Raw genomic sequence first — 17,750 nt, forward strand, 5'->3', positions numbered from 1 at the left:
GCGATGCAGTCGATCCTGAATTTTTCAGTCAATTTCAATCACCTCCATAGGAGAGCGGATTTCCAATGAGGGGTAGCCCATAAGTAAGTTCACGGCATTGTACATTCGAATCAGCCGCAAGTTCACTAGATGTCTGAAATTCCAGCTTGCAATTAGATCGCAGCGGGCAACGGTAGCCAAAGCTACGTGTGCTGCATCAGTCTCCCACTTTTTTGAAATTATCTTGTTTGCTACATAAGCTGATATGAGACGCTCGGCCTCGGCTACGCTGTCAATCGTTTCGGCATCGAAAGTAATATCGCGATAAAAATTCCTAACCGGCTGCGGCGCTGTCGATATTTCCTTTTCGACAACAGGTGAATTCACAAGCTTGATTTCACCAGAGTCAACCAGGGAAAAAAACTTCGTGCTCGGAACATCGAATTTATCGTCGAATACGCCGCCATATACGGACGTATCGGCGTAAATCCTAAGCGGAAAAGGAAATCTGCCTGATCCCACGGTACAAGTATACCTCTATCCGCCGTACCTGTTCACAATCGGCATCTTGCGCCCGATACCGAAAGCCTTGCGCGTGATGCGCAGGACTGGCGCGGCCTGGCGCCGCTTGTACTCGCTTCCGCGAACCAGGCGGAATACGAGAGCGATTTCTTCCCTTGCGAATCCCCGCGCGATTAGTTCGTCCGGCGAAAGGTGCTCCTCAACGACCGCGTCCGCGAGCGGGCTGATACGCGCGTAATCGAACGGATCCACCTGGCCGTCGCGCAGCTCCGCGGAAGGCGGCCGCGTCAGCGTGCGCTCCGGAATTATTTCCGCGCCTTTCGTTTTGTTGTACCAGCGGGCGAGCGCGTACACTTCCGGTTTGGAAACGTCGCCGATAACCGCAAGCCCGCCGCACATGTCGCCGTACAGCGTGGAATATCCCAGCGCGTATTCCGTTTTGTTTCCCGTGGCGAGCACGAGCGCGCGCCGGTCGTTCGAAATCTCCATCAGGATTTTGCCGCGCTCGCGCGCCTGAAGGTTTTCCACCGTCACCGGATCGCGGTATTCGCCGCATACCGATACGAACCGGGATTTCGCGATCTCGACGGACTCGTCAATCGGCATTACCAGGTACTCAATTCCGAGAGAGTGCGCCAGCGCTTCCGCGTCCTCGCCGCTCATCGCCGCGCTGTGGCGGGACGGCATATACACACCGATTACATCGCCGCTTCCCAGCGCTTCCGCCGCAAGGCAAGCCGTCAGCGCGCTGTCTATTCCGCCTGAAAGCCCGATGACGGCCCGCTCGAATCCGCACTTCCTAAAGTAGTCCCGTATTCCCAGGCAAAGCGCGTGGAACACCTCCGATTCGAAATCGAATGCGCGGTGCGGCGCTTCCTTCGGCGGCTCCGAGCCGGAATTCCCCGTCTCCACAACCACCAGCGCTTCTTCGAATTGCGGGCCGAGAGCCACAAGCCGCCCTTTCGAGTCCACCGCCATGGACTCGCCGTCGAAAATAAGCTCGTCCTGCGCGCCGACCAGGTTGCAGTAAACCATCGAGACCTCGTTCGCGATCGCATGCATCCGGAGCAGGCCTAAGCGCTCCTCTCTTTTTCCCGCGTGAAACGGGGAGGAAGAAAGGTTGACAACGGTTTTGGCGCCCGCGCGGGCGAGCTCCTGGACTATTTTGCGATCGTAATCGCCGTCCCAGATGTCCTCGCAAATCGTCACGCCAATTTTCTTCCCGGCGAATTCCACCGGCGCGATTTCATCCGCGGGCCGGAAGTACCGCCACTCGTCGAACACGTCGTAAGTGGGCAGAAGCGTTTTGTGAATAACGCGGGCGACTTCGCCGCCGGAAACAAGCGCTGCGGCGTTGTAAAGCTCCCCTTCCGGGCCGCGATCCACGAATCCGACGAGCGAGGGCAGGGGAAGCTCCTGCGCCAGGCCGCCGTACAGCAAGGCGAGCTGGTCGGCAATAAAATGCCGCTTGAACAGCAAATCCTGCGGCGGATAGCCCGTCGTGGCAAGCTCCGGCGTGACGAACAGCCCGCAACCGGCATCTGCGGCGCGCTTTGCGTATTCGATTATCCGCGCGGCGTTTCCGGACAGGTCGCCCACGGTCGTGTTGATTTGGCCAAGCCCGATGCGCACGCGCCGATTATAGCCCTTCCGATTTATAATTTTGCCGCGGTGGAGGAGTGCCGCGTATGTTAAGGATAATTTCTGGCGAGCTTGGCGGTAGGGCGATAAAAACGCCTACCGGTCGCGGTACCCGTCCGCCGCTCACCCGCGTCCGCAAGGCCGTATTCGACGTGCTGCGCCCGTATCTGGACGGAGCATGCGTTCTGGACCTGTTCGCCGGCTCGGGAAGTTACGTTTTCGAGGCGCTTTCGAACGGCGCGCGCCGCGCGACCGCGGTCGAGTTGTCGCTCGCGGCCGCCGCCGTACTGGAAGAGAACGCGGATGTGCTGGGAGTGAAAGACCGAGTCAGGATATTCCGTGGAGACGCGTTCCAGGCGATTCCGCGCTTCTTCGAGGAAAAACTGAAGTTCGACGTCATTTTCGTCGCGCCGCCCCAGCGAAGGATGATGGTCGAGCGCACCCTCGACGCGCTGCGCCGCCATCCGCTGATGGAGGATGAATCGCTGATCGTATGCCAGTTCGGGACGGCGGAGGTTGGCGGGCTGGATCGTCTTCCCTTCTGGGAATGGCAGCGCAAGACCTACGGGAACACCGAGGTCGCGTATCTGGGGATGGAAACTGCGCATCGGGCGTAGGCACACAGCCGTAAGCCATGTAGAAAACTGTATAAAAAAGGGACGCCGAAGCTGTGGGGGGGCATCGCTTCGACGTCCTGACTCAATTATACCGGATTCGACATGCATATGTCGAATGCAAGGCGCCCGAAATTCGAAATTTCATAATCCGGGATGGATTGGCTCGAGTGCGGCGAAGCTACTTGTATCCGCCAGCCAAGTACAGCGCAAGCTGATCCTTTCCATTCGGGTCACGAGGGTCGCCCGACTGGCCGCCGGGGAGCACACTGAGGAAATACGCGCCGCCCGCAGCGTTGCCCGCCGCATTCGACGAGTAATCGTCGTCCAGGCATCCCGGCGACATTATCACCCGCATCGACGGCCCGAAATCCTGGACAAATGCGCCATCCGAATTCAAAGAGCTTGCGCCCTGCCAGACCGTGTCGTTTCCGCCGGGAGACGGAACCAGCCCGGGCGCATACATCCCGATGAACGGCACCGGGTAAGTCAAGTCCATCAGGTGCATCTTGTCCCAACGCCAGGGGGCATCGGGGCCGAACTTCTTTTCGAGCGTGGAGGCAGCGTATTCGAGGGCATCCGCGAGGATCGCCGGCGCGTCCTCGATCTGCTCCGTTTTCGGATCGTCCCACAGCGCGCCCAGGTTGCGCCCGTAGTCCAGCCCGCCGTGCCAGACGCGCTCCGATGTCGAGCCCCAGCCGCGGCTGCGCAGCAGCCTGTCCGAAACGTTCGCGAGCATCAGGTAGGCGACCGCCGCGCCCGCGCTGTCCGTGCTGCAATAGCCGTCCCAGTTCTTCAGCATGTCGTACGCGACGCGCGCGGGATTGTCCGCTGCGCCTGGCGCGTAATCCGCCGCGTCCAGCGTTTCGATCACGAAGTCGCGGAATCCGGCGCCCAGCTGGGAATACGTGTCGCACTGGATGCGCGCGACGTCCAAGCGCGATATTTTGCCGCGCGATTTTGCTTCCTCGATTAGGTCACCGATGCGCTTGGCGCGGTGGCCGTACGAGCGGTAGCCGCCTAGCTCCAAATCCCAGGTGAATTTCCCTATTGTCAACCCGCCGCCGGACAAATCGACTTTGTATTCGGGGCCGATTGCCTGGTTTGCCGACACGATGAACCCCGATTGAGCCACACGCGAAACAGGAAGTTCGTCCGTCGTAATCCATTCCGGCCATTCCACGCTTTGCGATTCGCCCGAAACCGGCGCGGCTCCATCGTATTTCCTTTTCGGATATTTGCCCGTCGGGAAATATGCGATGTTTCCATCCTTATCGCAATAAATCAAATTCTGGGATGTGGTCAATTCGCGAATCGCCGAGCGGAATTCGTCAATATTTTTCGCCTTGTTCATCGCCAGGAACGCCGCGCCTTCGCGGTCGGGAAACATTCCCACCCACTTGAGGACTATGACCGAGCCGCCCTCTTCCTTGAACATAACCGGCCCCGCTTCGGTGTAAAGCACGGTTTCGGTTTTCGTCCGGCGTCCCTTCATGTCGGTGATTTCGAACGACTCGTCGCGTGCGAGAAACCTCTTCCAGCCGTTCCTGGTTAAATACTCTTTGTCCGCGATGCGCCAGCCGTCGCCGCCGAGAATTGCGGACAGCTCGCCCGATTGCAACGATTCGACTGAAATGTCCGGGGACGGAGACGCCGCGTTCCGCACTTGGTATCGAATCGCGTCCGCGTTGTCGCCTCCGAGCGCGGTGATTCCCCACGCGATATCATTCGTCGCGCCGATTACAATCGCGGGGACGCCGGGCACGGTCATTCCGCGCGCGTCGTAGTCCGGCGCGGTCAACCGCATTTCGTACCATATCGGCGGATAGGTCAAATCCAGATGCGGATCGCTTGCGATTACGGGCAATCCGTCCTCTGTCAGCTTGCCCGAAATCACGAAGCAGTTGCTTCCTCGAAGCGTGGAGTCCGGTTCGAAGCTCCCCAGTCCGGGGCTTGGAGCTTCTCCGGGAATAATTTTTAAATCCTGGGCTTCATAGCCTGTTCGATGCAAGTACGCCAAATCATCAGGCGAAATATGGTACGCAATCCCCTCCAGCGGCGAGAGATCAACCAGCTTCAGCAGCGCCGGGTCGGTCTTCGGCCTTCTGTACTCGTTGTCTATAGTCGTGAAGTAATCCTCCATCAGCATCCAGCTCATTACGCGCGCGCAGACAAGCGAATCGGAGTTCGTCCATTTCCGCGGCGGGCCGGTGAGCGCGAATTCCATCGGCAGCTGCGCGCAGTGCGAGATGTAGAAATTGACGCCCTCGGTGTAGGCGGAAAGCGCCGCGATTTCGTCCGGCTTGAGCAACTCAAGGCTTGCATCCGCTACCGCGCCCAGCCGCAGCCTGCGCATCAACCTGTCGGATTCGAGCCGCTCCTCGCCCGCCCATCCCGCAAGCTCGCCGCGGCCCAGCCTGCGCGTCACGTCCAGCTGCACGAGGCGATGGTACGCGTGCATGTATCCCGCGCCGAAGAAGCAGGCGTCGAGCGACGGCGCGGTGATATGCGGCACGCCGTAACTGTCGAGCGTGATCGCGACGTTCTTGAACGGCGCGCCGGAAGGCAGGTCTATCCTGCGGACGGATGCGGCGTCGGCCTGGGAAGCCGCGGGCGCGGCGAATGCGAGCGCGAAAAGCGCGGCGGCGGCGAAAAGCGCGGCGAATCGGTTACCCATGGGCGGGTATTGTAATGCAAGGCCGCAAAAATGCGCGCTTGCCCAAGCTGCGCGCCGCGCGCGTGAAAAATCCAAGCGCGCAAAGCCGGCCTCGTCGCCTAGCTTAAATTTATGCCGAACGCCTTGAGCCAGTCGAACAGCAGAAACTGGGTACGGCCGATGAGAAGGCTCATGCGCGCCATCACGGTGTATCCGAACGCCGCGCCGAAAGTTATCATGAGAACCCAGATGCCGACGCGCGAAACCGAAAGCACGACGCCGCGGTGCTCGATGCTGAAAAAGAAGTAAACGAGCACGCAGAATGTGCCTATCATCAGTATAAGCGTGTTGATTCCTCCCGCGATTGCGGGCACACCCGCAGCGTCCTTGAATGCGATGGCCGCGGTTGCCGCGACCAATTGCGGCAGGATCACGCCGTTGATGACCATCGGAAGGTTGATGCCCGCATAGCCGCCGATGTAAAAAGCGAAGCTCCAGCGCGATAACCACGAAAACTTTGGAATAAGGCGCATAAGGATGAAAATGCCCAGCAGCGCGGGAATGATCACCCAGAAATTCGGATCGGGAAAAGTGACGATGTCCGGATTAACGGGATCCGGTGGATTCGGCGGCCCCAGCGGCGGATAAAGCCGCTCGATCAGCTTCGGGCGCATGAAGTTGAAAAACTGAATGTTAACGTAATATCCGATGGCCACGCCCAGATAAAGGTGCTCGCCGAATTTGAAAAACGGATTGTCCTTGAAAATGAAACTGAACATCATCAAGGTCAGGAATCCGGCGATAATGATCCCAACTTTTTCCAGCAATTCGGGGCTCATTTGGCACCTCCTCCGCGCAACACCGTTATGTAGCCGATGTTGGCGAGTATTATTGCGAGCACCAGGATGACGTGCACTATGCTCTGCGCATCCATTCCCGCCGTCGCGAGATCGGGCTTGCCGGTAAGAACCTCATATTCCGCTGCGCCGCGCAGCCCGCCGATCAACCCCGTTATCTGCCCGCTGTTCAAATAAGGGTAATACTGCGACGCCGAAACCGCGGTGCATCCGATCGCCAGCGGGAATCCGTAGTTCTTCTGGCCGTAAACAATCCACCAGTCAACAGTGTTTCCGGCTCCGATTTCGACCATGTAATCCAGATTTTTCGTGCTGTTCAAATCCCTTAGAATCGGCATGGTGGAGGTAGCGTTGCCGAACATGTCGGTCGGGAACGTGGCCTTGAGATCTTGACCCGCGCCGAGAATCACCGCCGTGCCTCCCGGCTTGTAGCCGAGATTCACGTAGTTTTCGCCTTCCTTCAGCGACTTGCCGTTATCACCGAATTCCTTCGACACTTTGTGGAAGGCCTCAACTATCAGATTCGGCCCGCCCGGCCAAAGCGTCATCGCGATAACGCGCAAGTCCTTCTCGAAGCAATGCCGCATAATGGCGACCGACATCGGTTGCAGCTCCGGCTGGCTGGCGGGGTCGTAGTCCATCGCAATCCAAACGTGCGAACCGGGCGGCAGCTTGTCTATGTCGTCGAACACGGCTTGAACTTCCTTTGACGGAAGTATCGGCAGGCCCATCGGCTTGAGCAGCGGTATGATTATTCCCAGAGCGATCACCAGGTAAATGAACCGGCGGTCGAGTTTCAGAAACGCCTTCCAGAATCCCATCACTCGCCACCTCCCATATAGGTACGCTCAATTCCGAAAAGTATTCGAAGTGCGATCGCGACCTGGGATAGTCCCACGCCGAGCATTATTCCTCTCTGTCCCGCCGTGTTGAGCACGTCGAGAATCCACGAAGAGACCACGCTGAACGGGTGTATGTCAGCGCCGGCGGCCGATTTGATCGTCCACATCGCCTCGCCGATCGGGACTCGTCCAAGCATCACCAAAATTGCCGCGATAAGCAGCATCGTCGCCTCGGGATTGCGCGCGCGAAATGCGCGGAACGCCGCGGAAGCGACGAAAAATCCCAATATCGCGAACATCGTGGATTGCATCGGCACCATCAGATTCACGTACATCCAGTGGAATCCCGTGCCTTGCTCCATCGGAGTCCCCGTCTCCGCCCTGAATCCCGAAACGAATCCCGTGATCATCATCACCAGGAATGCGCCGTAGGTGACGAAGCTGAACGCGAATCCCGGCTTCCGGCGCTTGATTTTGTTCCAGTGGTAGTGAAGAAGCGAAAGGATGCCGAGGATCATCACGAATCCCGAAATGATGATGACCCAGTCGATGAACAGGTTGTAAACAGTTTCGGATACGGGATGCGGGACGTAGTACCGGATGAGCATGATCATGCCCATCACGAAGGCTATGATTATCGGCAGCTGTTTTCTGAAAAAGGTTCCCATTGCCGCCTCCTATAGCGCCGTGAAAATATGCTGGATGAAATTGAACGCCGGATTGGAAAGCCAAACCCCAAGGCTCGCCAAAAGCGTTCCGAGGAGGATTACGAGCATCAACAAAAGCTTGCCGATGTCCTGCCCCTTGAGGCTTCCCAAAAGAAGCGGCTCGCGGGACAGGTACGCGCTTGCAGCGTAAAGCTCCTCGCCTATCAACGTGTAATCGCACGCGGTGATGAAAAACGGAAGCTGCGCCAGCGAGTCCGTTCCGGCGATCTGGATCGCCCCGGTCATCGCACCCGTCTCCGCGAGCAGGAGAGACTCGGCGTAGTAGTAACCCATAAAGAAATTCGCCGCGGGCTTGTCGCGCAACATAATTCCGTTCACGCTGGCCGTGTAACTGAACTGGTCTTCGGTGAGGAAGAACACGCTGTCCTCGTTGTAATTCTCGGGACGTCCGGCCTCGGTATACGCGGCCTTGACAGTTTCCTGGTTCACCGTCATCACGACCGGGTCGCGGCAGGGCACGATCAGTCCGCTGTCGTACTCCGCGATTTTCTTGGATACTTCACCCAAAATGTTTATCGCCGCGAGGGTCGCGAGATCGGCAAGCGTCGTCATTCCCGTAAGGTAAAGAATCGGCTTGCCCATTTCGGTGGCGCGGCCTATCGCTTCGTCCACCGCTTCGAGTCCGTTTATCCTTCTGATGAACAACGTTTTGTCTTTTCGGGCGCGTGCTATGAACAGCAGTACCACGGTGCCGAATAATATTCCGAAAACGAGATTGTTCGTTTTGACGGGGTTGTACCAACCGGTTTTTGTTGTCGCTTGGTAAGTTTCGGGAAAGACATAGATTGCAGCCTTCGCTTCGTTCCACGCGGATTCGGCCTGCTGTTTTGTGTAACCAAGGCCGGCAATCTGCGCCTTTATATCTTCAACGGCCTGCTCAAGTTCCGCGACTTTGTCCGGCCGGTTCTTTTTGGCTTTTTCCACTCCAAGGTCGTGGCGCGCCAGAACCAGGCTTTCTTCCAAACCGATGTAATTGTAATAATCGCCGCGGGCTTTGGCGTACATCTGCTCCGTTTCCGGGGGGACGACTCCGATTTGCAGGCTAACCGTTGTTCCCGGCTCCAGATCGCTTAGTTCGACGCGTTTTCGTTTGCTCAACTTTTCTTCGTCGAATCCCCAGTACTGCGGGAAGGCGGCCATCGTTTCCTTGGGTTTTGCGATCGGGCCGAACTCGAGGATTTCCTTGCCGTCGCGCACCAAAACGTAATGATGTCTGAATGCGCCCTTGGAAAGCTCTTCTTCGGTCGGCGTGAAATCGAAGCCGGTGAAATCCCAGCTGAAAACAAGCGTTTCCCCCGCGTCGTTGGGCAAGTCTACGAATTGAATGTCATCCGGCAGCGGCACGCTTGAAGGATCGAAAGCGGGCTCCGGCGGCGCTTCCGCAACGGCTGCGGGAGCTTCCGAATCCGTGGCAGCCTCCTCCGGCTCCGCGCCGGTTTCGCCCTCCGGCGCGCTCTCGGAGGCCGCTTCCTCCGGCGGCGCGGCAGCCTCCTGCGCGACGAGCGACGCAGAGAGCGCAAATCCCAGCGTCAACATCAAGAACACGGCAAGTAATCGCTTCACCGCACTCCCCTTTCCGGAGGGCGCGTCGCGCCGCCGTCGCGCCATCCGCGCGCCCGGCGGACAAAGCCGCTGCCGCTCCGCGTCAGTCTTCTATTGTCTCGACGTTGGCGCGGGGAATGATTACTCCCTTGCCGTCGCCGAAATCGACTTCAAGTATACGGACTTTGGTCTCGCTTTCAACGCGCGCCAGCTCGTGCGGAAGAGATTTGACCACTCCGATTTCCCCGAAATAGGGTTCGCGGATGACGCGCACCGGGTCTCCCGGCTTGAGCCATTTTTCGGATTCGACAGGCGCTTCCTCCGCGCCGTCGTCGCCCGCCTCGAACGGAATGATGATCTCCGGCCGGATGACGCCCGCGCGTATCTGCGTCGCGCCGCTGATGCTCGCGCGCTTGCCTTGGCGCGCAACCAGGATATCGAAGCTCTTTTTCGCCATCGGGATCGCGCCGAATCCTTCCGTGACGACGAGCGTCGTTCCAAGCTGCTCGGTTCCGGTAATCGCCACACCCAAATCCCTGCCCAGCACGTCGCGCAGGTCTTTGTCGTGAAACCCGCCGGCGACGACTCCCACCACTCCAAGCTCACGAGCCCGCTTGAATGCGCCGGCGGTGATAAGCGAGCCGCCGACAAGGATCTTGCCCTTGTGTTCCGGTTTGACCAAGTTTTCCGATAGTTCCTTGTCGGGCGAATCCACGACGACCACCAGCTCGCCGTTTGCCTCGCCGCCGATTCCGAAAATGCCTTGGATGAATGTCGCCTGCGCTTCCATCACGACGCCCGTTTCGGGAATGACTTCGACAACCGTGCCGTCAATATACGCGTGAATTTCAACCGGTACAGGCGGCTCGCGCAGGATCACCTGGCCGGTCGTCTCGCTTATGCGCTCGACGAATCCTTTGATGGGGGAGCGTACGATGGTTTTCAGGAAAGCGAGGCCGAGCAGCGGCTTGTTTTGCGCGATGGGCTCGTTTTGTTCAACCGGATCGCCCTCCTTCTTGAGCATGTAATCCATGATCTCGTCGGGCGTGATCGACAGCTGGTTGATCACGTTGATCGTCTGCACTCCGCCGGGAAGTTCGGTGCGCGCGACCACAGTATCGGCCGACAGCCTTTGGCCTTTCTCGACCACCACCTTTCCCTTAAGCGGAAGCGCCCGCTCGCGGCGAATCGTCGTACGTTTCGTTACCCGGAGACCGGGCGTGTAAGCATGCGCCAAGCTTTAACTCCGATGACTTAAATCCCTAAATCTGCGGTAATGCCGATTCCTAAAATGCGGCATCCTTCTGCGTTTCATACTGACTTGCGATGATCAGATAACCCCAGGGAAGGGTAACGATCATCCCGATGCCGAATACGATTCCGCCAAGGCTGGCCATGATTCCGCCTACCAAAATGCAAAGAATCCAGTTTCCAACGGCGGCCTTGAAAGCCCCGAAGGACCACTTGAGTGCGTCCACTGCACCGGCGTTTTTGTCGATGACCTTGAACAAGCCGGGGTAGGCGAAAAATACGAATACCAAATATGCCAGACTACCCAGTATTGGAATCAAATTCACGAGACCTACCAGCAAAAGGATGATTACGTAAAGGAACGCGCTGCCGAAACAGTCCCATGCGTTGAACAGATCGCCTATTTCGGCCTTCTCACCTCTTGCGGTTTTCAGAAGCCCCCTGATATAGCCTGCTATGAATCCGATGTTTGCAATCGGAATCCAAGCGACCAATACGAACACAAGTGTGAAAACAACCAGATTGCCGAGGTTCGAAGTCCAAAGCGAAGTTCCCTTTCCGAACAGCGTGCCGAAATCCACCGCCGCCGGCGCGGCCGGTGCGGGCTGCTGGTTGAAACCGCCCTGCTGACCAGTATTTTCCATCTTGAAAACCTCCCCGATTCGAAATTTCCTTCACATCACAACGGCCCGGTGGCCGGTTATGCCCAGTTCTAAACTAACCTCTTCCCGCATGCCCGTGGGCTATGCCGGATAAATCGGGATAAGCGTTCATCGCCTTGGTCCACTTGAGAATCGCCGCAACCTGGCCCGCGCGATCCTTCGGCAAAACGAGCGGCCTGCCGCGCGTATCCAGGACAAGTCCTACTACTCCGCCAAGCACCTTGGTCTTGTGAGCGCGCCCCTTTCCGAATCCAAGGTCGAAGTTCCTGGCGGGTACCGCTTCAACTTCGGCTTCTTCACCAACTCCCAGCGGGAACAGCAAAAGCTCGCCGGCAGGCAAATCGCCCGCTTCCTCGCGCCCGTCGGGGAACTTGATGCGGTACGACAGGCACTTCTCGCCGGGCTTGGCCTCGCCCGAAGGGACGATGGCCGTGCCCAAATATATCATGCAATCCCTGTTGAACACCTCCACCGCGGCGCGCTCGTGAACCGTTGAAAGAACGCCCAAGTGCGGCATCATGAATATGCTGTCCACGGCGAGCGCCGTGAATCCTTCCGGTTGAAAAGCGTCAAGGAGCATCAGCATGCTCTGGTTGCGCCGCGGCGCGTGGGACAACACTCCTCCCGAGCCGACCAGCAGGTTCAAATCCATCATCTTTATCAACGTGTCTCCGGATGCTTCCTGGCTGAACGCGTCCGAAATGCTTCGCGCCTGCTGGACGCCTTTTAATCCCACCGCCAGCGACTTGTGTTGCTCGAACGCGAGCCGCAGTGCTTCGCGGGCGAGCGCGTGTTCGATGACAAGCTCCTCCAGCATTTGAGGGATGGTGGTCGGGCGGATCATCTTGTTCTTGATGCGGTTGCGGAGGTCCAGCTCGTCAATGTCGAACGGCACCCACCGCATTACATTTTCGAATCCGGCCTCGGCCATAACGTTTGACACCGAATAGCTCATTCCGAGATTGGCGGACACGCTTCGATTGAATACGCGCTGGTTTTCAACCTTGAAATCGCTGAATACATCCGTCGTGGCGCCGCCTATGTCAACGCCGATCACGTTCTTGTTTTCCACGGAAGCGATGCGCTGAATGATTACGCCCATCGCGCCAGGCGTCGGCATAACCGGTGCGTTCACCCACTTGAGCAGCTTGTCGTAGCCTGGCGCCTGCGCCATCACGTGTTCTTCGAACAAATCCTGAATTTTCTGGCGCGCCGGAAACAGATTCTCCCTTTCCAAAGTGGGGCGGATGTTCTCCGCGATGGTCAGCGCGGTTTTGCCGCCCAGCACCTTGCTTACGTTCTCCCGCGCGTCGGTGTTGCCCGCGTAAATAACCGGCAGTTGGTAGCTGTGGCCGAGGCGCGGCTTGGGATCGGCGGAGGCGATAAGCTCCGCCATTTCGACGACGTGGCTGATCGTGCCGCCGTCCACGCCGCCGGACATCAAAATCATATCCGGACGAAGCCTGCGGATGCGGTCTATCCTTTCGTGCGGAAGCCGCTTGTCGTTCGACGCAAGTACGTCCATCACGATCGCGCCCGCGCCCAGCGCCGCGCGCTGCGCGCTTTCGCCGGTCATCGTAAGAACGACGCCGGCCACCATCATCTGCAGTCCTCCGCCCGCGCTTGATGTCGAAATGTACGCGTCTATTCCGACTTTTTCGCCGTCGCGCGACGGATAAATGAACGGCGCTTCCGTCGCGTCGAAATTCTTGTTGGGATCGAGAATTTTCCTTCCGGAAAGCTCTTCCAGTTCCTGGATCGAATTGAGAACGCCCTTCGTAACATCTTCGAAAGGCGCTTCCACGGTGGTCGGCGCTTCGCCCCTGAAAGTCTGGCGATAGCAGTTTTCTTCCGGTACGAATTCGATGAGTATCGCTTTGGTGGTGGTCGAGCCGCAGTCTGTTGCGACTATCACCTTGATTTTCTCATCGGACTTGTGCTGCTCCATCAACTCCTCACTTATCACCGTTGGTATTTTCGAGCGGCGCGCGCTCGGCGCGCTTTCGCTCGTTCATCCGCTCTTCGATGTACTCGATAAGAAAATTCACGCTTGCGCGCTTTTCGAACGCTTCTTGGACGCTTACCCAAAACGTGTCGTCCGTAATGATGCCGACGAACGGTTTGAGCATCACCATTACCTGGCTGCCGAGAAAATTCATCGGCCTAAGCGATTCGAGCGCCATAATGGCGGGCACTTCCATTCGCCTGGAGACGACCAAATCGCCTACGCGCATCAGCGCGGCCTCGTCGGATTCGGACAGCGGCGGCTCGGCGTATCCGATGCCGAAAGCATATTTGAATCCTTCAATCCAGGACGCCCGTTTTTTTGTGCCTGCCGCCGACAATAGCTCCTCGACTAGTCCGGGTCACGCCCGGTTCCTTACAACTTTCAGCTTGCGACCGATGAATTCGATTACTTCCGCCTGCTCCTTGGCGCCCTTGGCGAACCGCATGAAGCATCCGCGGTAGTGGTCGAGCCTGCTGTCCACCTCCATCGTCTTAAGCTGCAGCCCCACCTCGTCGTAAACGCAACGAGTATAGTGACTCCACGGCTTGAAGCTGGACCTTATCCGCCCGTGGAATACGGAAACGCCCTCATCGGTCAGCTCGTAAGTGATAGGTACAAAATACGGCAGGGTCATGAGGACGAGCAGAAGCGCCGAAAGACCCGTCCACCACCACCTGGCCGTATCGGAGGTGAAGTATACCACGGCGGAAAACGCTGCAATTAATAAGATGAGCGCGCCGAACTTAAACGGCTCCTGAAGCCGGGGATTGAACGTCCAGCTTAACTTGTTTTCTTGTGCTACCATAACGCCGCCGTTTTCCCGGAGGGACGGACATTTTTACCATCCGGGACAAACCGGCGCAAGCCGAGGCGGATACGCGTGAAAGTAGCTTTATAGCGTCCGCGAGAGGTTTTTGTCGCTCCGAAGGTGTGCAATGCGGGATTTGCCTGACCGTTACGACCCCGCCGAGGCCGAAGCCCGGTGGCAGAAACACTGGGAGGAGAAGGGTATTTACCGCTTCGACCCCACGGCGCCGCGCGAGCGGATTTACTCGATTGACACTCCGCCGCCCACGGTCTCCGGCCTGCTGCATCTGGGCCACATCTACAGCTACACGCAAATGGACATCATCGCGCGGTACCAGAAGCTGCGCGGCAAGGTCGTTTTTTACCCGTTCGGATTCGACGACAACGGCCTTCCCACAGAGCGGATGGTCGAGCGCGCGCGCGACGTCCGAGCGCAAAGCATGCCTCGCGAGGATTTCATCAAGCTCTGCCTTGAAGTGACAAAGGACGCCGAAGCCGAATTCAAGGACATGTGGCAGCGCATGGGCCTTTCGGTGGACTGGAATCTCGAATACTCCACGATAAACCGCGTCAGCCGCCGCGTCGCGCAGCAAAGTTTCATTGACCTTTACAAGAAAGGCCACATTTACCGCCGCGAAGAGCCGGCAATCTGGGACGTGGACAACCGCACCGCGCTCGCCCAGGCCGAAATCGAAGACCGCGAGTTCGATTCGACCTTCAACGACATCCTTTTCACGTTCGAAGATGGAACGAAGGTCGCAATTGCGACGACGCGCCCGGAGCTATTGCCGGCTTGCGTTGCGGTGCTCTGCCATCCCGAGGACGACCGCTACCGCCGCTATGTCGGGGGGAAAATCAAAACTCCGCATTTCGACCTTTGGGTGCCTGTTCTCACCGATCCGCTCGTCGATCCCGAAAAGGGAACCGGCATCGTAATGTGCTGCACGTTCGGCGACACCGTGGACATCGAATGGTGGAAGCGCTACAACCTCGAAACCCGCGTCGCGATAACTCCCGACGGCAGGCTGAACGAACTTGCGGGCGAGTTCGCGGGGCTGAAACTCGAAGCCGGGCGCAAGGCGATTATCGAAAAGTTGAAGGAAGAGAACCTGCTGACGAAGCAGGAGAAGATCACGCATATGGTCAAGTGCGGCGAGAAGAGCCACGCTCCGGTCGAGTACATCATCACCGAGCAGTGGTTCATCCGCATCCTCGACAAGAAGGAAGAGCTGATCCGCCGCGCACGCGAAATAAAATGGTGGCCGGAGTTTATGTGGGTGCGCTACCAGCACTGGGTGGAGAATCTTGGCTGGGACTGGTGCATCAGCCGCCAGCGGTTCTACGGCGTCCCGTTCCCGGTCTGGTACGCGCCGGACGGAAGCGTGATACTCGCCGACCCCGCCGACCTGCCGGTTGACCCGACGGTGGACCTGCCTCGCGGCCCTCTTCCCTGCAGGCCGGAGGAACTGACGCCCGAAACCGACGTGATGGACACCTGGATGACCAGCTCCTGCACCCCGCAGCTCGCGTCCGGCTGGCTGGAAAACCCGGAGCTGTTTGCGAAGATTTTCCCGATGAGCCTGCGCCCGCAGGCGCACGACATAATCCGCACCTGGGCGTTCTACACGATCGTGAAGGGATTGCTTCACGAAGACAAAATGCCTTGGGAAAACGTCTTCATCAGCGGCCACGCGCTCGATCCCGCCAAGAAAAAGATGTCCAAGTCCAAGGGCAATGTGGTGACGCCGCGCGAGTACGTTGACAAATACGGCGCCGACGTGCTGCGCTATTGGACTTCCACCGCAAAGCTGGGGCTGGACAGTTCGTTCAATGACAAGGCGCTTTCGCTCGGAAAGAGGCTGCTTACGAAAATCTTCAACGCGAGCAAGTTCGCCCACGGCCACATTGCCGATTTCGACGGCTCGAAGCCTGGTTCGCTTCATATCACCGACCGCTGGCTGCTCTCCAAGCTCGGACGCGTGGTGGAAACCGCGACAATAGCTTACGACGAGTACGAATTCTGCGACGCGCGAAGCGCTGTCGAGGATTTCTTCTGGGCCGAATTCTGCGACAATTACCTCGAGCTCGCAAAAGGCCGGCTCTACGGCGATTCGGAAGAGGGCAGGGCGCTGCGCCCCAGCGCGCAGTTCACGCTTTACCATTCACTACTCACGATTCTGAAGATGTTTGCGCCGACGCTCCCGCATGTCACGGAGGAAGTTTTCTCTTGGATGTACGCGGAAAGGCTCGGCATCGCAAGCATTCACCTCACGCCCTGGCCGGTCGCGGCGGATTTCCCGCGTGACGATGATGCCGAAGCGCTCGGCGACCTTGCCGTCGAACTTCTCGCGGGCGTGCGCAAGATCAAAAGCGAGTTGAATGTCTCGATCAAGCGCCCGGTGGCGAAACTCTCGATCGCTCCCGCCGGGCTGCGTCCGCCCGACGCCGCGCTTTTCGAACGTCTCAAGGCGGACGATTCCCGCGTCCTCCTCGATTTCATGAACGCGGCGAACGTACAATCCGTCGAATTCGCGTCTTCAGCCGGGGAGCTTTCCGGCCCGGTCGAATCGCCGCAAGGCGCTTTTTTGCTCGCTGCGGAGCTCGCTGCGCCGGAGCAGCCTTAACCGCCGGAAATCGGAAAGCGGACTCCGGCAATACATCCAAGAGGTATAATCGAATCCATGTGCAGGTTTCTCCGTTACGCGGCCTTCGCGGCCGTGATGATTTTGGCTTTTTCGATTTCCGGCTGCGCGAAGCCGGAGGAAAAGCTCAAGTCGCGCGCGGCCGAATACTACAACTACCTTACGGGCGCTTCCGACACGATCGGCGGCGAATTTGCCAGCCCCGCGCTGAACGCCTCCATGGACGACCAAACCAGGAAGCTGAAACAAAAAGCGCTCGAGGAGCTTCGCAAGGCGCGCTTGGAAAACATGAAGAAATCCGGCAAAACCGCCACGACCGTAGCCAAGGAGCAGGTGCAAGTCGCCGTCGAAAACAATTTCGCGATAACCACGCTGCCCGATGTCATGGAGCCGCCCATCGTCCGCCAGGCGGTGCGATGGGTTTATGACGGCGGCCAGTGGTACATCTACTCGGGCGACCGCTCCGAGGTGGAAAAATACGGCCAGTTTCCGGATTCGCTCGTTACCAAGTCGCTGAATCCCGGCGCCGCGCTCGGCTCCGGCGAGCTGCGCGAACGGCTGAAGGAAAACGTGAAGGAGCGGGTCGACGAAGCAAAAGAAAAAATCGAGGAGCGCCGAGAGGGCAAAGCCGGGGGGGATTCCGGTAAGGAGGAAGGGGCATGAGCGGATTCTGGGGAGAAACGGGAATAGGCCGCGCGCGGGCCGCTGGACTTCGGCTGACGGTATGCATCGCGCTGGCCCTCGCGGCGTCGCTTGGGCTTTCCGGCTGCAAGGCCAAGGAAAACTCGATCAAGGCGGAGGCCGTCGTCCTCGTGACGCAGGTCAAACAGGCGAAGGGTCCGGCGGAGCTTATCGTTTACGCAAGCCCCGCGTTCCAGCACGCGGCAATCAAGGCGGGCGAGACGCTGGGCCTGACCGCGGACAAGCTACTGCCGCTGACGAGCTTCCCGCTGAACATCCAGCGCGCGGTGACGCTGCCGGAAGCCGAGGAGCTTGCGG

General features: G+C 58.5%; 16 protein-coding genes. 4 read left to right on the forward strand and 12 right to left on the reverse strand.

What is annotated here, in order from left to right; all coding sequences use genetic code 11:
* Window positions 1-24: 24 nt before the first annotated feature.
* Together HRF49_05380 and HRF49_05385 are read right to left on the reverse strand one after the other, a co-directional pair.
* Window positions 25-501, reverse strand: a complete 477-nt coding sequence (locus HRF49_05380; GenBank protein ID MEP0814079.1) for a hypothetical protein — start codon at window positions 499-501, stop codon at window positions 25-27.
* Window positions 502-516: 15 nt separating this feature from the next.
* Window positions 517-2,133, reverse strand: a complete 1,617-nt coding sequence (locus tag HRF49_05385) for an NAD+ synthase (GenBank protein MEP0814080.1) — start codon at window positions 2,131-2,133, stop codon at window positions 517-519.
* A 56-nt stretch (window positions 2,134-2,189) separates the two neighbouring features.
* Here HRF49_05385 and rsmD point away from each other — a divergent pair, with 56 nt between their 5' ends.
* Window positions 2,190-2,759 (forward strand): 16S rRNA (guanine(966)-N(2))-methyltransferase RsmD, encoded by a 570-nt coding sequence (gene rsmD, locus HRF49_05390; protein MEP0814081.1) that lies wholly within the window; start codon window positions 2,190-2,192, stop codon window positions 2,757-2,759.
* 178 nt (window positions 2,760-2,937) lie between these two features.
* Here rsmD and HRF49_05395 read toward each other — a convergent pair whose 3' ends face one another.
* The 10 genes from HRF49_05395 to HRF49_05440 all read right to left on the reverse strand — a co-directional run bounded on the left by HRF49_05395 (window position 2,938) and on the right by HRF49_05440 (window position 14,107).
* Window positions 2,938-5,433, reverse strand: a complete 2,496-nt coding sequence (locus HRF49_05395) for a penicillin acylase family protein (protein MEP0814082.1) — start codon at window positions 5,431-5,433, stop codon at window positions 2,938-2,940.
* A 98-nt stretch (window positions 5,434-5,531) separates the two neighbouring features.
* Window positions 5,532-6,251, reverse strand: a complete 720-nt coding sequence (locus tag HRF49_05400) for a hypothetical protein (protein ID MEP0814083.1) — start codon at window positions 6,249-6,251, stop codon at window positions 5,532-5,534.
* The gene (locus tag HRF49_05405; protein MEP0814084.1) at window positions 6,248-7,093 is read right to left on the reverse strand and encodes a hypothetical protein; all 846 of its coding nucleotides are present in this window, start codon (window positions 7,091-7,093) and stop codon (window positions 6,248-6,250) included. Before HRF49_05405 ends, HRF49_05400 begins: the two co-directional genes overlap by 4 nt.
* Window positions 7,090-7,779 carry a hypothetical protein gene (locus HRF49_05410; GenBank protein MEP0814085.1) on the reverse strand — a complete coding sequence of 230 codons (690 nt, stop codon included), beginning with the start codon at window positions 7,777-7,779 and terminating at the stop codon, window positions 7,090-7,092. The genes HRF49_05405 and HRF49_05410 overlap by 4 nt, the downstream gene beginning before the upstream one ends.
* A gap of 9 nt (window positions 7,780-7,788) precedes the next feature.
* Window positions 7,789-9,402, reverse strand: coding sequence for a hypothetical protein (locus tag HRF49_05415; protein MEP0814086.1), 1,614 nt, complete (start codon window positions 9,400-9,402; stop codon window positions 7,789-7,791).
* An 82-nt stretch (window positions 9,403-9,484) separates the two neighbouring features.
* Window positions 9,485-10,618 carry a hypothetical protein gene (locus HRF49_05420; GenBank protein ID MEP0814087.1) on the reverse strand — a complete coding sequence of 378 codons (1,134 nt, stop codon included), beginning with the start codon at window positions 10,616-10,618 and terminating at the stop codon, window positions 9,485-9,487.
* Between the two features lie 49 nt (window positions 10,619-10,667).
* Window positions 10,668-11,276 (reverse strand): zinc ribbon domain-containing protein, encoded by a 609-nt coding sequence (locus HRF49_05425; GenBank protein MEP0814088.1) that lies wholly within the window; start codon window positions 11,274-11,276, stop codon window positions 10,668-10,670.
* Between the two features lie 73 nt (window positions 11,277-11,349).
* Window positions 11,350-13,242 carry a glutamate mutase L gene (locus tag HRF49_05430; GenBank protein ID MEP0814089.1) on the reverse strand — a complete coding sequence of 631 codons (1,893 nt, stop codon included), beginning with the start codon at window positions 13,240-13,242 and terminating at the stop codon, window positions 11,350-11,352.
* A 7-nt stretch (window positions 13,243-13,249) separates the two neighbouring features.
* Window positions 13,250-13,639 (reverse strand): hypothetical protein, encoded by a 390-nt coding sequence (locus HRF49_05435; protein MEP0814090.1) that lies wholly within the window; start codon window positions 13,637-13,639, stop codon window positions 13,250-13,252.
* Between the two features lie 21 nt (window positions 13,640-13,660).
* Window positions 13,661-14,107, reverse strand: coding sequence for a hypothetical protein (locus HRF49_05440; GenBank protein ID MEP0814091.1), 447 nt, complete (start codon window positions 14,105-14,107; stop codon window positions 13,661-13,663).
* A gap of 130 nt (window positions 14,108-14,237) precedes the next feature.
* On the opposite strand from HRF49_05440, the gene HRF49_05445 reads away from it, so the two are divergent.
* From HRF49_05445 to HRF49_05455, 3 genes are all read left to right on the forward strand, one after another.
* On the forward strand, window positions 14,238-16,733 hold the full coding sequence (locus tag HRF49_05445) for a valine--tRNA ligase (GenBank protein MEP0814092.1): 2,496 nt from the start codon (window positions 14,238-14,240) through the stop codon (window positions 16,731-16,733).
* Window positions 16,734-16,790: 57 nt separating this feature from the next.
* Window positions 16,791-17,414, forward strand: a complete 624-nt coding sequence (locus HRF49_05450; GenBank protein ID MEP0814093.1) for a hypothetical protein — start codon at window positions 16,791-16,793, stop codon at window positions 17,412-17,414.
* Window positions 17,411-17,750, forward strand: a 340-nt coding sequence (locus HRF49_05455; protein MEP0814094.1) for a hypothetical protein, incomplete at its 3' end; no start/stop codon positions are given. The genes HRF49_05450 and HRF49_05455, both read left to right, overlap by 4 nt.

It is taken from the genome of bacterium, from assembly GCA_039961635.1.
Classification (GTDB): Bacteria; 4484-113; 4484-113; order JAGGVC01; family JAGGVC01; genus JABRWB01.